Origin of the sequence: Actinomadura luteofluorescens (assembly GCF_013409365.1) — a bacterium.
Classification (GTDB): domain Bacteria; phylum Actinomycetota; class Actinomycetes; order Streptosporangiales; family Streptosporangiaceae; genus Spirillospora; species Spirillospora luteofluorescens.
Genome location: NZ_JACCBA010000001.1, coordinates 1208545 through 1225781 on the forward strand (window position 1 = coordinate 1208545; position 17237 = coordinate 1225781).

Sequence of the window (17237 nt, forward strand, 5' to 3'; positions counted from 1 at the left end):
TCGCGCGCCGACGATTGTCGACCTCGTGGAAGGGCGATCCGTCATGACGGGCCGCGGCTTCCCTGCACCAGCCAGGAGGCTCCTGTGAGACCCGTACGCACCTTGGGCGCGGTGATGGCGATCGGCGTCGTCACGCTCGCCGCCGCATGCGGCGACGACGACGGCAAGTCCGGCGGCACGCCGGACGGGAAGGCCGTCACCGTCCAGGCCGCCAACGGGGCCGTGAACGTCCCGGCCAAGCCGAAGCGCATCGTCTCCCTCTCCCCCACCCACACCGAGACGCTGTTCGCCATCGGCGCCGGCCCGCAGGTGGTCGCGGTGGACGACTACTCCAACTATCCGGCCGGCACCCCGCGCACGAAGCTGTCGGGCTTCAAGCCGAACGCCGAGGCGATCATCACCCACAAGCCGGACCTCGTCGTGCTGTCCGACGACATGGACGGCATCGTCAAGTCGCTGGAGAAGGTGAAGGTCCCGGTCCTGCTGGAGCCGGCGGCGAAGAACCTGGACGAGGCCTACGACGAGATCGGCGATCTCGGGAAGGCGACCGGGCACGAGGCCGAGGCCAAGAAGGTCACCGACGGGATGCGCGCGGACATCCAGAAGACGGTCGCCGCGTCGTCCAAGGCCAAGGGCCTCACGTACTACCACGAGCTGGACAACCAGCTCCATTCCGTGACCTCCCAGACCTTCGCGGGCCAGGTGTACGGGCTCTTCGGCCTCCAGAACATCGCCGACAAGGCGGACAAGGCCTCCGGCGGCTACCCGCAGCTGTCCCGGGAGTACCTGCTCAAGCAGGACCCGGACCTGATCTTCCTGGCCGACACCAAGTGCTGCGGGCAGAACGCCGCCGCCCTCACCAAGCGCCCCGGCTGGTCGGACCTGGACGCGGTCGGGCACGACGGCGTGGTGGAGCTGGACGACGACATCGCCTCCCGCTGGGGGCCGCGCCTGACGGAGTTCGTCAAGGCGATCGGCGACGCGGTCCAGAAGGTTCAGTGACCGCTGCCGCCGAGGGCGCCCGCCCGTGAGCAGGCGCCGACCGCACACCGGGGACGTCCCGGCCGATCCTGAGGACGCGGCCGGGACGTCCCCGGACGTCCGCACAGGTCCCGAGGACGTCTCCGGTCGGGGGCCGGACGACGGCGAAAGCGCCAATCTCCAGGTCGCCCGCACGGACTCCGAGGACGTCTCCGGGCAGGCGGCCGAGATCTCCGGCGGCCGCGCCAAGGCGCGGACGCGTCTCGCAAGCGTCGCCGCATTGGACGGTGCCGGCGCGCCGCACGGCCTGCGGGGCCAGGCCAGGCTGCGGCCGCTGCCGCTGGCCGTCGCGGTCGGGCTGCTCGGCGCGACGCTGCTGGCGGGGGTGCTGGTGGGGTCGGCCGGGCTGCCCGTCGGCGGGGTCCTGAAGGCGCTGGCCGACAGGATCCCGTTCGTGCACGTCGACAGCGGTCTCGGCGTCATCGACGAGAACGTGCTGTTCCAGCTGCGGGTGCCGCGAGCGCTGATGGCGGCGCTGGTCGGCGGGATGCTCGCCGTCGCGGGCGCCGGGTACCAGGGCGTGTTCCGCAACCCGCTCGCCGACCCGTACCTGCTGGGCGCGGCGGCGGGGGCGGGTGTCGGGGCGACGCTGGTCATCGCGCTGGTGCCGGGCGACCCCGGGTACGCGGTGCCGCTCGCGGCTTTCGTCGGCGCGATCGGCGGGGTCGCCCTGGCGTACCTGCTCGGCAGCGCCGCGGCGGGACGCGGGAACGGGACGGCGACGCTGGTGCTGGCCGGCGTCGCGGTGTCGTCGTTCCTCGCCGCGGTCCAGACGCTGATCCAGCAGATGCGGGCGGAGGAACTGCAGCGGATCTACTCGTGGATCCTCGGCGGGGTCGGGTCGGCCGACTGGCACCAGCTGGCGCTCGTCTTCCCGTACGCGCTGGTCTCCACCGTGGTGCTCCTCGCCCACGGCCGGCTGCTGGACGTGCTGAGCGTCGGCGACGAGGAGGCGGCCTCGCTCGGCCTGTCGGCGTCGCGGGTCCGGCTGACGGTGCTGGTGGCGGCGTCGCTGGCGACGGCGTCGGCGGTCGCGGTGAGCGGGCTGATCGCGTTCGTCGGCATCGTGGTCCCGCACGTGGTGCGGCGGCTGGCGGGCGGGTCGTACCGGATCGTGCTGCCGCTGTCGCTGCTGGGCGGCGCGGCGTTCCTGGAGGTGGCCGACCTCGTGGCGCGGACGGTGATCAGGCCCGGGGAGCTCCCGCTCGGCGTGGTGACGGCGTTCGTCGGCGGGCCGTTCTTCGTCGTGGTGCTGCGCGCGTCCCGCCGGCAGGTGGACACGTGACCGTCTCGGTGCGGGCCCTGGACGTCGCGCTCGGCGGGCGGCAGGTGCTGGAGGGCGTGTCGGTGGAGGTCCCGGCGGGCTCGTGGACGGCCGTCATCGGGCCGAACGGCGCGGGGAAGTCGACGCTGCTGCGCGCGGTCCTCGGCCTGGTGCCGTCCCGCGGCGAGATCACCCTCGCGGGCGCGGACCTGCAGTCGCTCAAGCCGAGGCAGCGTGCCCGGCTCGTCGCCTACGCCCCGCAGAGCCCGAACCTTCCGGCGGGCATGACGGTGTACGACTACACGCTGCTCGGGCGCTCCCCCTACGTGCCGCATCTGGGCCGGGAGAGCGCCCGCGACCGGGCCATCACCGGAGAGGTCCTCGACCGGCTGGGCCTCACGCCGTTCGCGGACCGCCCCCTGGACCACCTCTCCGGCGGTGAGCGGCAGCGGGTGGTGCTGGCCCGCGCCCTCGCGCAGCAGACCTCGGTGCTGCTGCTGGACGAGCCGACGACCGCGCTCGACATCGGCCACCAGCAGCAGGTGATGGAGCTGATCGACCGGCTGCGGCTGTCGGACGGGCTGACCGTGGTGACCACGATCCACGACCTGACGCTCGCCGGGCAGTACGCCGACGGGCTCGTGCTGATCTCCGGCGGACGGGTGGCCGCGTCCGGCCCGCCCGGCCTGGTCCTCACCCGCGACGCCGTCGAGGAGCACTTCGACGCCCGCGTGAGCGTCACCCCCGGGCCGGGCGGCCGGCCGATCCTGTCGCTGGAGCGTCCGTGAACCTCGAGACGGTGTGGCGGGTGGAGGACGGCAGGCGGCTCGCCTCGACGGTGTGGCGGGCCGGCGCCGGCCATCGGATGATCTCCTCGGCGATGCTGGGCGGCGGGATCGGCCCGGCCCGCTGGGTGCTGAACGCCCAGGTGCCCGGCGCCTACGCGCGCACCGACCCGGTCGCGCACCTCGCCGAACTCGCGGCGGCGGAAGAGCTGGAGGGGCCCGGCGTCGGGATGCTCACGGCGGCCTCGGTGGCGCGCACGGTGCGGCGGGACGGCGAGGGCGTGAGCGTGTCGGCGACGGTCGGGTTGCGCGTCCCGACCTGGGCGGCCTCCCCCGCCGGGACGCCCGACGCCGAGCTGGCCCCGCTGGACGGGGACGGGACGCGGGCCCACAGGCCGGGGACGATCAACATCGTGGTCGCCGTCCCCGTCGCGCTGAGCGACGCGGCACTGGTGAACGCGGTCGTCACCGCCACCGAGGCCAAGACGCAGGCGCTGCTCGAAGCGGGCTTCCCGTGCACGGGCACGGCGTCCGACGCGATCTGCGTCGCGGCCGCGACCGGCGGAACGCCGGAGGTCTTCGCCGGGCCCCGCTCCACCTGGGGCGCACGGATCGCCCGCACCGTGCACGCCGCCGTCCGCGCCGGGGCCCTGGACTACGCCGCCCGGCTGGAGTCGCGCGGCTAGGGCCGGCCGCCGTACCACCCCGGTGCGGTACGGCGGCCGGTCTCAGGGCCAGTGCAGTTGGGGGGTCGGGCCTCACCTCCTCCCTGTGGGTCGCGCGGCCGGCATGACGGTCAGCCGGCGTGAGGAAGACGATGCCCGTTGTGCCCCCCGTGTCCGTATCCGTTGCGGCGCAGGGGGTCGGTGGCGAGCGGGTCGCCGCCGTCCAGCAGGGACCCGTTCATCGGCGGCAGGGAGTGCAGCCCGGTCGGCGGTTCCCGGTCGACGACCGGGCGCGGCCCGGCCGGGCCGTCCGCGCGCCCCTCCGACAGGGCGGTGAGCGCGTCGACGCGGCGGCGCGCGCGATCGGCCTCGGCGCGGGCGGCGTCCCGCTCGGCGGTCAGCGCCCGCACCGCGGCGCGCAGCTCCTCGGTGGCGCGGCCGAGCTGCCAGTTGTGCTGCTCCAGCTCGCGGGCCCGCGCCTGGATCTGGTCGCGGTCGGCGACGGCCTGCCCCCGTTTGGCCTCGGCGTCGCGGACGGCGGAGCGCAGGTCCTCGGCGGCGCGGGTCGCGGCGGCGGCCTCGACGCGCTGCCCCTCGACGAGGGTCTCGGCCTCCGACAGCCGCCCGTGCAGGGTGACGAGTTCGGCGCGGGCGCTCTCCAGGGAGGCGAGCAGTTCGCCCTCCCGGGCGGCCACGCGGTCGCGTTCGCGCTCGGCGGCGAGGCGGGCGGCGCCCGCGCCGTCGGCGTCGTCCTTGGCCTCCTGGCGCTCCCGCCGCGCGGCGTCCCGTTCGGCCGCGAGCCGCTCGGCCTCGGCGCGGGCGGACGCCGCCTCCTGCTCGGCGGCCTCGGCGCGGGCGCGGGCGGTGGCCGTCTCGCGCCACGCCACCTCGGCCTGCCGCTGGGACGCGTCGCGCTCCCGCTGCGCGAGCGCGACGAGCCCGGCGGCCTCGGCGCGGGCCTCGGCGATCCGCCGCTCGACGCCCGCGACGCTCAGCTCGGAGATCAGCGACCCGGCGAGCCGGTCGGCGAGGCCCTCCAGCCGGTCGACCATCTCCCACGTCCAGGCGACCTGGCCGGTGAGGCCGGGCGACTCCAGCCCGCGCTCCCGGCTCTCGCGCGCGGCCCGCTCGCACGCGCCGTCGCCGTCCTGGCAGTAGCGGACGGTGCGGGCGCCGCGCACCGGCTGCGGCACGGGCCGTCCGCAGCCGGCGCACGGCCAGACCGCGACCGGGTCACCGAGGCGTGCGATCCCGGCACGGTCGTCTTCGGTGGCCGGCGTCTCCGCCGCGCCGGCCGGCGGGGCGTCGGGCAGCGCGGCGGAGGACCCGCGCGGGCCTGCCGGATCTTCTCGCTCGGCGTAGGAGGCGGGGTCGGTGATGACGGGAAGGTCGGTCTGCGTCGGGGCGGCGGGGGTCGGGGCGACGTTGTCGAACGGGGCGACCTTCTGGTCTTCCATGTGCCGTTGTACGCACGGCGGCCCGGAGGCGTTCGACGGTCTCGGCGACGAGTTGCGCCCCGGCCGTCCCGGCGGCTCAGTCCCCGTGTTCGCGCAGGTAGGCCTCCCGCACGCGGCGGCGGCTGAGCTTGCCGGACGGCGTGCGCGGCAGCGATTCGCGGAACTCCAGGCGGCGGGGGTGCTTCAGCCTCGCCAGCCGGGGCCCGCAGTGCGCGAGCAGTTCGGCGGCGAGCCGCTCCCCCGGCTCGGCGTCCCCGGCGGGTTCGACGAGCGCGACGACGCGCTGCCCCCAGTCGTCGTCCGGGACGCCGATGACGGCGACGTCGCCGACCGCCGGATGCTGGAGCAGGACGGCCTCGATCTCGGCGGGGTAGACGTTGACTCCGCCGGAGATGATGAGGTCGGTGCGGCGGTCGCTCATGTACAGCCAGCCGTCCTCGTCGAGGCGGCCGAGGTCGCCGGGGGTGTAGTAGGCGTCCCGCATGGCGGCGGCGGTCTTGGCCGGGTCGCCGTGGTACTCGAAGCCGGGCTGCCCCGCCGCGTAGATGAGGCCGGTCTCCCCCGGCGGCAGCTCGGCCCCCTCGGGATCGAGGATCTTGATCTGCACACCGTCGACCGCGCGCCCGACCGTCCCCGGACGGGCGAGCCACTCGTGCGGGGTCGCGACGACGACCGGGCCGCTCTCGGTGCAGCCGTAGTACTCGTAGAGGACGGGCCCCCGCCACTCCATCATCTTCTGCTTCGTCTCCACGGGTACGGGCGCGGCGCTGTGGTACACCTGCCGCAGCGTCGACAGGTCGTACCGGGCGCGGACGCCGTCCGGCAGGGCCAGCATCCGGTGGAACATCGTCGGCACCATGAACGTGTTGGTGACGCCGTGCCGCTGGATCAGTTCCAGGGTGTGCTCGGGGTGGAAGCGCGGGGCGACGACGACGGCGTGGCCGAAGTTCAGCGCCATCATCGCGTGGACGCAGGGCGCGGAGTGGTAGAGCGGCCCGACGGCGAGGTGCACCTCGTCGCCGGGCTCCAGCCCGAGGTGCCGCGCCAGCGTCCGCCGCATGATGTCCATCAGCACCTCGGGCGCGATGTCGAGCAGGGGCCGCCGGACGCCCTTCGGCCGTCCCGTCGTCCCGGAGGTGTAGAGCATCACCGAACCCATGCGCCGCCGGGCGGGCGGTTCCGCGCTGCCGGTCGCGCAGAGCGCGGCCATCGAGCGGTACCCGTCGCCGGTGTCGACGCTCACCCGTCCCTCGGCCGGGACGCCCGCCTCGCCGGCCGCGTCGGCCACCGCCTCGGCCAGCGCGCTCTCGGTGATGACGGCCTTCGCGCCGCTGTCGCCCAGGATGTAGCCGATTTCCGGTGCGGTCAGGTGGCGGCTCACCGGGACCAGGTACAGGCCCGACTGGAGCGCGGCGAGCAGGACGGTCAGGAACTCGGGACGGTTGCCGAGGACGGTGGCAAGAGTGTCGCCGGGACCCAGCCCGAGCCCGGCCAGTGCGTTGGACAGCCGGTTCGCCTCGGCGTGCAGTTCGCCGTAGGACATCGGCACGCCGGGGGCCAGCACGGCGGGACGGTCCGGGTCGTTGCGCGCGATCTCGTAGAAGCCGACACCCTCGACGCCCATACGGCTCTCCTCTGGTCCGGGCCCGACGACCGAATGGTCTTCGGTTCCATACGACCGATCCTCCGCCGGCCCCGTCAAGGGCGCCCCGGCCGACGGCGGCGTCCGCCCCGGCGGCGGTCCAGCAAGATCGGCCGACCCCGGTCAGTCACATTCCATGACGCCCCGCATCGGGCTACGTATCATGAGGTCGCGTTTGCCGGGGGGCCGACAAGTCGATACCTGCGCGGCGATGGGGCATGAATGAGCGGACCGTACGACGGTGACGGGTCCCGGAATTCCGGACGCCGGGACGAGCCGCAGGAGTGGCCCGAGCGGATACTCCAGGGTCTGCTGATCGACTTCTGCTGCACCCTCGTCATCAGCGGCGGCCTGAGAGTCTTCGACGCGTTCTCCTGGTGGAACGCACTCGCGACAATGGCCACGGTGATGCTCGCGACCGTCCTGCTGTTCGCGGTCATTCCCGGCACGATGCACGGCGTTCTGGAGTGGACGTGGAAGGCGCTGCGCCTGACCGCGCCCGCGACCGCGTGGACGCTGGCCGGGGCGGCCACGATGGCCCTGGTCCTTCTCGCGGGCTATGGCGCGTACAACCTGTGGGAGGGCGCGCGGCCGTGCGGCCAGCCGCTGGAACTGCGCATGCTGACCGCCCAGGACTCGCTTACGGCGCTGCGCGGGGCGGCCCAGGATTTCGAGCGCGACACGGGGGAACGGGGCTGCCGCAAGTACAGCGTGACCGTCGTCCCGGAGCCGGGCCCGGTCGCGCTCTCCGATGGATTCGCCCGCTTGTGGCGGAGCAGCGTGTCGGCGGAGAACGAGCAGCTCTTCGGCCCGCAGCCCGATATCTGGATCCCGTCGTCAACCGCCGAGTACGAGTACGTCTCGCACTCCGCCGTCTCCGAGAGTGGACGCCTGACCCGGTCCTGTCCGCCTACGGCGAAGCATCCCGATGACGATACCCACAGCCTGGAACTCTGCGGCTCGCTCGGAACGTCGCCACTGGTACTCGCGCTGTTCCCCAAGGCCAACGCGCCCGTGGCCGACTCGCGTACGGATCCCATCAATTCCTCGACCGAGGACCTGCTGAAAACCATTTCGGATGCCGGCGTTCGGCTCCGCAATATCGCCCGCCCCGTCCCGGAGACATCGGGAGCCGCCTTGGCGGTGACGCCCGTGCTGTACGGCCCGACAAGTGCAGGAGACGCGGAGGCCGCGGAGGCCGAGCGGTTCGCCGAGCCCGCGGACCTCGTCACCCCGGACGCGGTGTCGCTGCTGTGCCGCTTCCGGCTCCAGATGGCCGCGTCCGGCGACGGGCCTCCGGACGACGTCGCGGTGATCGCTCCCGAACAGGTGCTCTTCGACTACGACATGGGCTTCACGCTCGGCGATGACGACCGTTGCCACCGGGTCGACCTCCTCGACCGGGATCCGAAGTACAGGAAATGGCAGCTGTATCCGCACTACGCAAGTGACCTGCCACTGCTCGACTACCCCTTCGTCAAGGTCCGTTGGCAGGGACAGGACTCGGAGGAGCGGAACGCCGCCGTCAACGAGTTCCGGCGCTGGCTGAAGGACAATCCCCTGACCATGCGCGGGTTCCGGGACCGTTCCGGCAAGGCGCCCTCGGCATCCGCGGAGGACAAGGAGAACGACACGCTGCCAAACATTCAGACTTTCCTGGAATACAGTAAGTTGCCGAAGAAAGTGCCTTACCCCGGACGGACGGGTTTTCAGGAGATCCTGGATCGGATCAAGAACGCGCGCCCCAAGAGCTCGATCCATCTCATGGTGGACGCGTCCACGTCGATGGGCAGCGCCTCCGGCGGGAACGGCGGCTCGCGGCTCGGTCGCGGAGCGGCCGTCCTGCAGAGCCTGGTGTCCCAGCTCCAGTCGACCGATCGGGTGGACCTCCAGTTCTCGGCCACGTCCCCCTCGATCGGGCTCGGCGGCTTCCGGGTCGAGCAGAACGCCGCTTCCGCGAACAAGGAAACGATCATGAGGAACCTCCAGGCGATGTCGGCGACCGGCAGGGACACGGCGCTCGACGACATCGTCGAGGCGACCGATCTCGCCCGGGGAAAGCAGGAGATCGTCCTGCTCACCGACGGGCAGGGCCCGAGGAGCACCCCGGGGCTCGACTCCCGCACGGCACGCCTGTCCGACTTCTTCCGCCGGCACGCTCCGGACGGGCGCCTGCGGCTGACCGTGGTACTCACGGGACCGGCCACCTGCGGGGACACCCCCGTCCGCGAGATCGTCGCCTCGCTTCCGGACCGCGCGGGGACCTGCGTGGAACTCGACGACGCGCCGGAGGCGACCCAGGCCGCGAGAATCCTGTCGGACCTCAGATGGGGCGGGCGAGCATGAGGGGAGCGCGAGGATGACCTCCTGGCCGCGCTTCCCCGTCCGGCCGCACGGCCGGTCCTGGATCTTCTTCACCGTCGGGGCGGTGGTCGCGCTGCTCACCGGGGCCGCCGGACTCCTCTACCCGGCCTCCTCCTACACCCCGCTGTCCTCGAAGTGCGAGCACAGCGAACTGTTCGTCGTGGGCGGCACGGACATCAGCCTCAACTACGAGCGGCGCAGGCTCATCTCGCAGTGGAACGAGGAGCATCGGCACGCCACGCTCGTCGAGGTGTCGGACTCCACGGACCTGCAGCACAGCCAGATCAAGGCCATGGAGGAGTCCGGCGGCTGCGCCTACGACGTACTGATCATGGACAACACGTGGACCGCGCAGTTCGCCGAGAGCGGGTACCTGCGTCCCCTCGACGATCCCGAGGACCCGGAGGACTTCTTCCCCAACGCGCTCCGGACCGGTATGTGGCAGGGCGATCTCTACGCCGTCCCGTTCAACGTGGACGTCGGGCTGCTCTACCGCCGTACCGACATGCCGACGAAAACGGAACAGCCCGACTCATGGGCTCGTCTCATCGACTCCCCTGTCATCATGCAGCTCGCCGACTACGAAGGCCTGACCGTGAACGCACTCGAAAGGGTGTGGAACAGCGGAGGCGCCGATTTCATGGGAGAGGGCGGTCGGGGCGAGAAATACCTCCGTGAGAACGTCTACCAGGCACTGGAGGAATTCGCTACGAGGGTCAAGCCCGATCTCGAGGCACGGAAGTATCACGAGCGAGAGAGCATCGACGCGTTCGCCTCCAATTCGCAGAAGGCCCGCTCCTCAACTGCGCGCCTGATGCGCAACTGGCCCTACGCGTTCTCGACACTCGCCGCCGAGCCGCAGATGCAGCAGGACGGAGGTCTGAGGTTCGAGGTGAGCGCCCTGCCCGGCCGCACCGTTCTCGGCGGGCAGAACCTCGCCGTCGCGAAGCGCTCCCCCCACGCCGCCGATGCCGAGAGGCTGGTCAAGTTCCTCACCGAAGTGAAGAACCAGAAAGAGCTCTTCGCGTGTGGTGGGCTCGCCCCCGCCCGCTACTCGGCGCTCGGCCTGCGGCCCGGCCAGAAGGTTCCCGAGAACTGGCCGATCGCCAAATGCTCGGAACTCGACAAGAGCATGACCGGCCTGGATGAGACGCATGTCCTCGACCACGAACAACTCCAGGAGCTCGGCCGGGCGATCGTGACCGCCCTGCCCGGCGCGTCACCGCGGCCGGTGACGGCTCACTACAGCACGTTCAGCCGCACGTTCCGCGGCTGCGTCGTGAAGATGATCAACAACAAGCCCGTCGGTGAGCGGACGTTCGCCCGCGCGGTGCGCCGCTCGCTGGACGGCCAGACGGCCTCCTGCTAGGCAGTGTTTCAAAGCCCCGGCCCACTGCGCTCGCCTGGCGGCTCGCTACGTGACCGAGCCTGGGCGAACGCGGCATCGCTTCGCGATCTGCCCGGTTCCGCTCGCCTCCGGCTTCGCTCCACCTGCCAGGTCACGCGTTCGCGCGGCAAGGCCGAGGCGGTTTCGAGACAGACCCTAGCCCCGGTCGGCGGCCGGCGCCTTCTCTGCCCGGCCGTCCGGAGAGGCTGTGTCCGGCAGGTGGGAGTCCGCGGCGGCGAGGGCCGTGCGGGCCATGCCGTGCAGGAGGTCGGCCATCGCGGCGCGGTCGAGGCCCTGCGCTGCGCTGCGCGGGGTGGAGTTGAGCAGGCCGAAGCAGGCGTGGACGGCGGCGCGGATGCGCTCGTCCGGAAGCCGGGGGCTGAGGCGGCGCAGGACGGCGACCCACTCCTCGACGTAGGCGCGCTGGAGGCGGCGGATGCGGTGGCGCTGCGGCTCGGGGACGTTGTCGAGTTCCCGCTCGTGCACGGTGATCAGCGCGGGGTTGTCGAGGGCGAACGCGATATGCCAGCTCAGCAGCGCGTCGATGGCGCGCCCCGGGTCGGGTTCGGCGGCGCGCCGCAGGCCTTCGGCGAGGAGCCGCTCGCTGATGTCGAGGAGCATCTCGGCGAGGACGGCCTCCTTGCCGCTGAAGTGGCGGTAGAGGGCGGGGCCGGTGAGCCCGACGGCCCGGCCGAGGTCGCCGATGGACGCCCCGTGGTAGCCGCGGCGCGCGAACAGCTCGGCGGCGGCGCCGAGGATCTCGGCCCGGCGCGGGTTGGGCGGGCCCGGCGGCGCCTCGGCCGGATGCGACGTCATGCGCCCAGTCTAGACTAGAGTTGTTAACGACCGTTAACATCAGCATTGTTAATGAGCGTTAACCGGGAAGGGGGGTCATGAGCGGACCCGAGATCGGCTCGCACGCCGACGCCGGCGGCGAGGCGTTCAAGGCGAGCGCCGCCCACAACGAGGCGCTCGTCGCGCAGCTGCGCGACCGCGTCGACCGGGCGGGCCGCGGCGGACCCGAGCGCGCCCGCGAGCGGCACGTGGCGCGCGGCAAGCTGCTGCCCCGCGACCGGGTCGACACGCTGCTGGACCCCGGCTCGCCCTTCCTGGAGCTGTCGCCGCTGGCCGCGAACGGCATGTACGGGGACGAGGCGCCGGGCGCGGGGATCATCACCGGCGTCGGGCGGGTCTCCGGCCGCGAATGCGTCATCGTCGCCAACGACGCCACCGTCAAGGGCGGCACGTACTACCCGGTCACGGTGAAGAAGCACCTGCGGGCGCAGGAGGTGGCGCTGCAGAACCGCCTCCCGTGCCTCTACCTGGTCGACTCCGGCGGCGCGTTCCTGCCGCGCCAGGACGAGGTGTTCCCCGACCGCGAGCACTTCGGCCGCATCTTCTACAACCAGGCCACCATGTCCGGCCGCGGCATCCCGCAGATCGCGGCGGTGCTGGGCTCCTGCACGGCGGGCGGCGCCTACGTCCCGGCGATGAGCGACGAGGCCGTCATCGTCCGCGGCCAGGGAACGATCTTCCTCGGCGGGCCGCCGCTGGTGAAGGCCGCCACCGGCGAGGTCGTGACGGCGGAGGAGCTCGGCGGCGGCGAACTGCACTCGCGCACGTCCGGCGTGACCGACCACCTCGCCGAGGACGACGCGCACGCGCTGCGGATCGTCCGCGACATCGTCGCCACGCTGGGTCCGCGCGAGCCGCGCCCGTGGGAGGTCGCGCCGCCCGAGGAGCCGGCCGCCGACCCGTCCGAGCTGTACGGGATCGTCCCGCCGGACTCGCGCACCCCCTACGACGTGCGCGAGGTCATCGCCCGGATCGTCGACGGCAGCCGCTTCCAGGAGTTCAAGAAGGAGTACGGCGCGACGCTCGTCACCGGGTTCGCGCGCGTCCACGGGCACCCGGTCGGGATCGTCGCCAACAACGGCATCCTGTTCGGCGAGTCGGCGCAGAAGGGCGCGCACTTCATCGAGCTGTGCGACCGGCGCAGCGTCCCGCTGGTGTTCCTGCAGAACATCACCGGGTTCATGGTCGGGCGCGAGTACGAGGCGGGCGGCATCGCCAAGCACGGCGCGAAGATGGTGACCGCCGTCGCGTGCGCCCGCGTCCCGAAGTTCACCGTCGTCATCGGCGGCTCGTTCGGCGCCGGCAACTACGCGATGTGCGGCCGGGCGTACTCGCCGCGCTTCCTGTGGATGTGGCCGAACGCCCGCGTCTCGGTCATGGGCGGCGAGCAGGCGGCGAGCGTCCTCGCCACCGTCCGCCGCGACCAGATGGAGGCGCGCGGCGAGGAGTGGCCCGCCGAGGACGAGGAAGGGTTCAAGGCGCCGATCCGCGAGCAGTACGAGGCACAGGGCAACCCGTACTACTCCACGGCGCGGCTGTGGGACGACGGGGTGATCGACCCGCTCGACACCCGGCGCGTGCTCGGGCTCGGGCTGTCGGTCGCGGCCAACGCACCGCTGGAGCCGGTCGGCTACGGCGTCTTCCGGATGTGAGGGTGTTGATGTTCGACAGCGTCCTGGTCGCCAACCGCGGGGAGATCGCCGTCCGCGTGTTCCGCACGCTGCGGCGGCTCGGTATCCGGTCCGTGGCCGTCCACACCGGGGCCGACGCCCTGGCGCGCCACGTACGGGAGGCGGACGAGGCACTGCTCATCCCCTCGTACCTGGACATCGAGGCCGTCATCGCGGCCGCCCGCGACGCCGGCGCGTCGGCGGTGCACCCCGGGTACGGGTTCCTCGCCGAGAACACGGCGTTCGCGAAGGCGTGCGGCGAGGCGGGGCTGGTGTTCATCGGACCGCCGCCCGGCGCGATCGACGCGATGGGCGACAAGATCCGCGCCAAGCGGACCGTCGCGGCGGCCGGCGTCCCCGTGGTCCCCGGGCGGGACGAGCCCGGCCTGTCCGACGCCGAACTGGAGGCCGCGGCGCTGGAGGTCGGGCTGCCGGTGCTGCTCAAGCCGTCCGCGGGCGGCGGCGGGAAGGGCATGCGGCTCGTCCGGGACGCCGCGGACCTGCCGGAGGCGATCGCGTCCGCCCGGCGGGAGGCGCGCGGCTCGTTCGGCGACGACACGCTGCTCGCCGAGCGGTTCGTCGAGAACCCGCGGCACATCGAGATCCAGGTCTTCGCCGACGCCCGCGGCGGCGCCGTCCACCTCGGCGAGCGCGAGTGCAGCCTCCAGCGCCGGCACCAGAAGATCGTCGAGGAGGCGCCGTCCCCGCTGCTGGACGCCGCCGCGCGCGAGCGGATGGGCTCCGCCGCCGTCGCCGCCGCGCAGGCCGTCGGGTACGTGGGCGCCGGGACGGTCGAGTACATCGTCTCGGCCGACCGCCCCGACGAGTTCTTCTTCATGGAGATGAACACCCGGCTCCAGGTCGAGCACCCCGTCACCGAGCTCGTCACGGGGCTCGACCTGGTCGAGCTCCAGCTCCGGGTGGCCGCGGGAGAGCCGCTGCCGTTCACGCAGGACGACGTGCGCCTCGACGGGCACTCGATCGAGGCCCGCGTCTACGCCGAGGACCCGGCGCGCGGCTTCCTGCCCACGGGCGGGCGGGTGCTCGCCCTCGCCGAGCCCGAGGCCGCGCGGGTCGACTCCGGGCTGGACGTCGGGACGGAGGTCGGCGGCTCCTACGACCCCATGCTCGCCAAGGTCATCGTCCACGGCGCCGACCGCGCCGAGGCGCTGCACAGGCTCGACCGCGCGCTCGCGTCCTACACGCTGCTCGGCGTCCCTACGAACGTCGCGTTCCTGCGCGCGCTGCTGCGGCACCCCTCGGTCGTCTCCGGCGACCTCGACACCGGCCTGGTCGAGCGCGCCCTGGACGACCTGGTCGCGGGAACGGCCGTCCCGCCCGAGGTCCTCGCCGCCGCCGCGCTGGAGCGGATGCTCGACCTGGAGTCAGGCGACGACCCGTGGGACGTCCCGGACGGGTGGCGGCCCGGCGCTCACGCCTGGGCGCCGTGGATCATCACCCCGTCCGGCGGCGACCCGGTGGAGGTCCGCGTGCAGGGCAGGGCGGCGTCCGCGCGCGTCGCCGTCGGCGGCGAGCCGCCGGTCGCCGCGTCCCTCACCAGGCCGTTCACGCTGACCTACGGTGGGAGGACGACCTCGTTCGCGAGCGCCCGGGACGGGCGCACCCTGTGGCTCGGCCGCGACGGGCACGCGTGGGCGCTGGGCGAGCACGTCCGCGCCGAGGGCGGGGCCGACGCCGGCGCCGCGGGCGACGGGGTGCTGCGCAGTCCGATGCCCGGGACGGTCCTGGCGGTCAAGGCGGCCGAGGGCGACCGCGTCGAGGCCGGGCAGCCGCTCGTGGTCGTCGAGGCGATGAAGATGGAGCACACGGTCACCGCGCCGCTCGCCGGCGTCGTGGCGAAGCTGCCGGTCCGCGCGGGCGCGCAGGTCGCCCTCGACGCGGTGCTGGCCGTGATCGAGGAGGCGTGACGGTGGCGGTGGTTCCCCTCTCCGGCCTGCCCGAGCGGGTCACGATCTACGAGGTCGGGCCGCGGGACGGGCTGCAGAACGAGAAGGCGGTCGTCCCCGCCGAGGTCAAGGCGGAGTTCGTGACCCGGCTGGCGGACGCGGGGCTGCGCACGATCGAGACGACCAGCTTCGTCCACCCGAAATGGGTGCCGCAGCTGGCCGACGCCGAGCAGCTGCTCGACATCCTGCCGCGCTCCCCTCACCTGCGGTATCCCGTCCTGGTGCCGAACGAGCGGGGCCTGGACCGGGCCCTCGCCAACGGCGTCACCGAGATCGCGATCTTCGGCAGCGCCACCGAGACGTTCGCCCGCCGCAACCTCAACCGCACCGTGGACGAGTCCCTCGCGATGTTCGCCCCGGTCGTGGAGCGGGCGCGCGCCGAGGGCCTCTGGGTGCGCGCCTACGTGTCGATGGTGTGCGGCGACCCGTGGGAGGGCGACGTCCCCGTCGAGCAGGTCGTGTCCGTCGCGTCCCGGATGATGGACATGGGCTGCTCCCAGCTCAGCCTCGGCGACACCATCGGCGTCGGCACGCCCGGCCTGGTCACCGCGCTCATCGAGGCGCTGGGCGAGGCCGGCATCGGCACCGACCGGCTCGCCGTCCACTTCCACGACACCTACGGGCAGGCGCTGGCCAACACCCTCGCCGCGCTCCGCGCGGGCGTCACCGTCGTGGACGCCTCGGCGGGCGGTCTCGGCGGCTGCCCGTACGCCGAGAGCGCCACCGGCAACCTGCCCACCGAGGACCTCGTCTGGATGCTGGACGGCCTCGGCGTCGAGACGGGCGTCGACCTCGCCGGGCTGGTGGCCACGAGCCGCTGGATGGCGGGCCGCCTGGGCCGTCCCAGTCCGTCCCGCGTAGTGCAAGCCCTGTCACCTGAATCGGAGTAGCCAATGATCGACTTCACGCTGGGCGAGGAGCAGGAGGAGCTGCGGCGCACGGTCGAGCGGTTCGCCCGCGAGAGCGTCGCCCCGGTGATCGGGGACCTGTACGAGCGCGGCGAGTTCCCCTACGAGATCGTCGCCGCGATGGGGAAGATGGGGCTGTTCGGGCTGCCGTTCCCCGAGGAGCACGGCGGCATGGGCGGCGACTACTTCACGCTCTGCCTCGCCCTGGAGGAGCTGGCGCGCGTCGACTCGTCCGTCGCGATCACCCTGGAGGCCGGGGTGTCGCTGGGCGCGATGCCGATCTACCGGTTCGGGTCCGCGGAGCAGAAGGAGCGATGGCTGCCGCTGCTCACCTCCGGCGAGCGGCTGGCCGGCTTCGGGCTGACCGAGCCGGGCGGCGGGTCGGACGTCCCCGGCGGCATGCGCACCACGGCCCGGCTGGACGGCGACTCCTGGGTGATCAACGGGTCCAAGTCGTTCATCACCAACTCCGGCACCGACATCACCGCGTTCGTGACCGTGACCGCGTTCACCGGCGAGGACGAGATCTCCACGATCATCGTCCCGAACGGGACCCCGGGCTTCACGGTCGGGCGCAAGTACTCCAAGGTCGGCTGGTCGGCGTCCGACACGCGGGAGTTGTCGTTCGACGACGTCCGCGTGCCGGCCGGGAACCTCGTCGGCGAGCGCGGCCGGGGGTACGCCCAGTTCCTGCGCATCCTGGACGAGGGGCGCATCGCGATCGCCGCGCTGTCGGTCGGCCTCGCCCAGGGCTGCGTGGACGAGTGCCTGCGCTACGTCCGCGAGCGGGAGGCGTTCGGCAGGGAGATCGGCCGCTACCAGGCCATCCAGTTCAAGATCGCCGACATGGAGACCCGGGCGCACACCGCCCGGCTCGCCTACTACGCGGCGGCCGCGCGGATGCTGGCGGGCGAGCCGTTCAAGAAGGAGGCCGCCATCGCCAAGCTGGTCGCCTCCAACGCCGCCATGGACAACGCCCGCGACGCCACGCAGGTCTTCGGCGGCTACGGCTTCATGAACGAGTACGCCGTCGGACGCTTCTACCGCGACGCGAAGATCCTGGAGGTGGGCGAGGGCACCTCGGAGGTGCAGCGCATGCTGATCGCCCGCGCCCTCGGCCTGCCGCCGTCCTGACGTCCGGCCGGCCCGGACGCCGCCGGGCCGGCCCCACGTGCCCCCGCGCCACGTGCGGAGTTCCGCCGGTCGCCGGGCCCGGCGCGGTAAGGTCGGCG

Annotated in this window: 13 protein-coding genes; 10 read left to right on the forward strand and 3 right to left on the reverse strand. The window is 73.0% G+C overall.

Features of this window, described 5'->3' with window-relative positions; genetic code table 11:
• The first annotated feature begins 84 nt into the window (after positions 1 to 84).
• From BJY14_RS05325 to BJY14_RS05340, 4 genes are all read left to right on the forward strand, one after another.
• A complete protein-coding gene (locus tag BJY14_RS05325) occupies positions 85 to 1002 on the forward strand; it encodes an ABC transporter substrate-binding protein (protein WP_312878985.1) in 918 nt (305 codons plus the stop codon).
• Positions 1003 to 1288: 286 nt separating this feature from the next.
• Entirely contained in the window at positions 1289 to 2326 is a 1038-nt protein-coding gene (locus tag BJY14_RS05330) for a FecCD family ABC transporter permease (RefSeq protein ID WP_179849179.1), read from the forward strand.
• Positions 2323 to 3093, forward strand: a complete 771-nt coding sequence (locus BJY14_RS05335) for an ABC transporter ATP-binding protein (RefSeq protein ID WP_179842585.1) — start codon at positions 2323 to 2325, stop codon at positions 3091 to 3093. The genes BJY14_RS05330 and BJY14_RS05335 overlap by 4 nt, the downstream gene beginning before the upstream one ends.
• Positions 3090 to 3776 (forward strand): adenosylcobinamide amidohydrolase, encoded by a 687-nt coding sequence (locus BJY14_RS05340; RefSeq protein WP_312878986.1) that lies wholly within the window; start codon positions 3090 to 3092, stop codon positions 3774 to 3776. The genes BJY14_RS05335 and BJY14_RS05340 overlap by 4 nt, the downstream gene beginning before the upstream one ends.
• 110 nt (positions 3777 to 3886) lie before the next feature.
• Here the strand turns inward: BJY14_RS05340 and BJY14_RS05345 are convergent, their stop codons facing one another.
• The gene (locus tag BJY14_RS05345) at positions 3887 to 5212 is read right to left on the reverse strand and encodes a chromosome segregation ATPase (protein WP_179842586.1); all 1326 of its coding nucleotides are present in this window, start codon (positions 5210 to 5212) and stop codon (positions 3887 to 3889) included.
• Positions 5213 to 5288: 76 nt separating this feature from the next.
• Positions 5289 to 6836 carry an AMP-binding protein gene (locus BJY14_RS05350; protein WP_179842587.1) on the reverse strand — a complete coding sequence of 516 codons (1548 nt, stop codon included), beginning with the start codon at positions 6834 to 6836 and terminating at the stop codon, positions 5289 to 5291.
• Positions 6837 to 7076: 240 nt separating this feature from the next.
• Between BJY14_RS05350 and BJY14_RS05355 the strand changes: the two genes are divergently transcribed.
• A complete protein-coding gene (locus BJY14_RS05355) occupies positions 7077 to 9200 on the forward strand; it encodes a hypothetical protein (RefSeq protein ID WP_218905121.1) in 2124 nt (707 codons plus the stop codon).
• 13 nt (positions 9201 to 9213) lie between these two features.
• Positions 9214 to 10587: an extracellular solute-binding protein gene (locus BJY14_RS05360; RefSeq protein WP_179842589.1), complete on the forward strand. Its 1374-nt coding sequence runs from the start codon at positions 9214 to 9216 to the stop codon at positions 10585 to 10587.
• Between the two features lie 174 nt (positions 10588 to 10761).
• On the opposite strand, the gene BJY14_RS05365 is transcribed toward BJY14_RS05360, so the two are convergent.
• Positions 10762 to 11421, reverse strand: coding sequence for a TetR/AcrR family transcriptional regulator (locus tag BJY14_RS05365; RefSeq protein WP_179842590.1), 660 nt, complete (start codon positions 11419 to 11421; stop codon positions 10762 to 10764).
• Between the two features lie 77 nt (positions 11422 to 11498).
• Between BJY14_RS05365 and BJY14_RS05370 the strand changes: the two genes are divergently transcribed.
• Genes BJY14_RS05370 through BJY14_RS05385 form a run of 4 tightly spaced genes read left to right on the forward strand, consistent with a single transcriptional unit; the run spans position 11499 to position 17139 of the window.
• Positions 11499 to 13112 (forward strand): carboxyl transferase domain-containing protein, encoded by a 1614-nt coding sequence (locus tag BJY14_RS05370; RefSeq protein WP_179842591.1) that lies wholly within the window; start codon positions 11499 to 11501, stop codon positions 13110 to 13112.
• Between the two features lie 8 nt (positions 13113 to 13120).
• Positions 13121 to 15058, forward strand: a complete 1938-nt coding sequence (locus tag BJY14_RS05375) for an ATP-binding protein (protein WP_179842592.1) — start codon at positions 13121 to 13123, stop codon at positions 15056 to 15058.
• 2 nt (positions 15059 to 15060) lie between these two features.
• The gene (locus tag BJY14_RS05380) at positions 15061 to 15987 is read left to right on the forward strand and encodes a hydroxymethylglutaryl-CoA lyase (RefSeq protein ID WP_179842593.1); all 927 of its coding nucleotides are present in this window, start codon (positions 15061 to 15063) and stop codon (positions 15985 to 15987) included.
• Between the two features lie 3 nt (positions 15988 to 15990).
• A complete protein-coding gene (locus tag BJY14_RS05385; RefSeq protein ID WP_179842594.1) occupies positions 15991 to 17139 on the forward strand; it encodes an acyl-CoA dehydrogenase family protein in 1149 nt (382 codons plus the stop codon).
• The last annotated feature ends 98 nt before the right edge of the window (positions 17140 to 17237 follow it).

Excerpts from the sequence above, each read along its gene's own strand:
- BJY14_RS05345 (WP_179842586.1), bottom strand. The coding sequence starts at position 5,212 with ATGGAAGACCAGAAGGTCGCCCCGTTCGACAACGTCGCCCCGACCCCC.
- BJY14_RS05350 (WP_179842587.1), bottom strand. The coding sequence starts at position 6,836 with ATGGGCGTCGAGGGTGTCGGCTTCTACGAGATCGCGCGCAACGACCCG.
- BJY14_RS05355 (WP_218905121.1), top strand. The coding sequence starts at position 7,077 with ATGAGCGGACCGTACGACGGTGACGGGTCCCGGAATTCCGGACGCCGG.
- BJY14_RS05360 (WP_179842589.1), top strand. The coding sequence starts at position 9,214 with ATGACCTCCTGGCCGCGCTTCCCCGTCCGGCCGCACGGCCGGTCCTGG.
- BJY14_RS05365 (WP_179842590.1), bottom strand. The coding sequence starts at position 11,421 with ATGACGTCGCATCCGGCCGAGGCGCCGCCGGGCCCGCCCAACCCGCGC.
- BJY14_RS05370 (WP_179842591.1), top strand. The coding sequence starts at position 11,499 with ATGAGCGGACCCGAGATCGGCTCGCACGCCGACGCCGGCGGCGAGGCG.
- BJY14_RS05375 (WP_179842592.1), top strand. The coding sequence starts at position 13,121 with ATGTTCGACAGCGTCCTGGTCGCCAACCGCGGGGAGATCGCCGTCCGC.
- BJY14_RS05385 (WP_179842594.1), top strand. The coding sequence starts at position 15,991 with ATGATCGACTTCACGCTGGGCGAGGAGCAGGAGGAGCTGCGGCGCACG.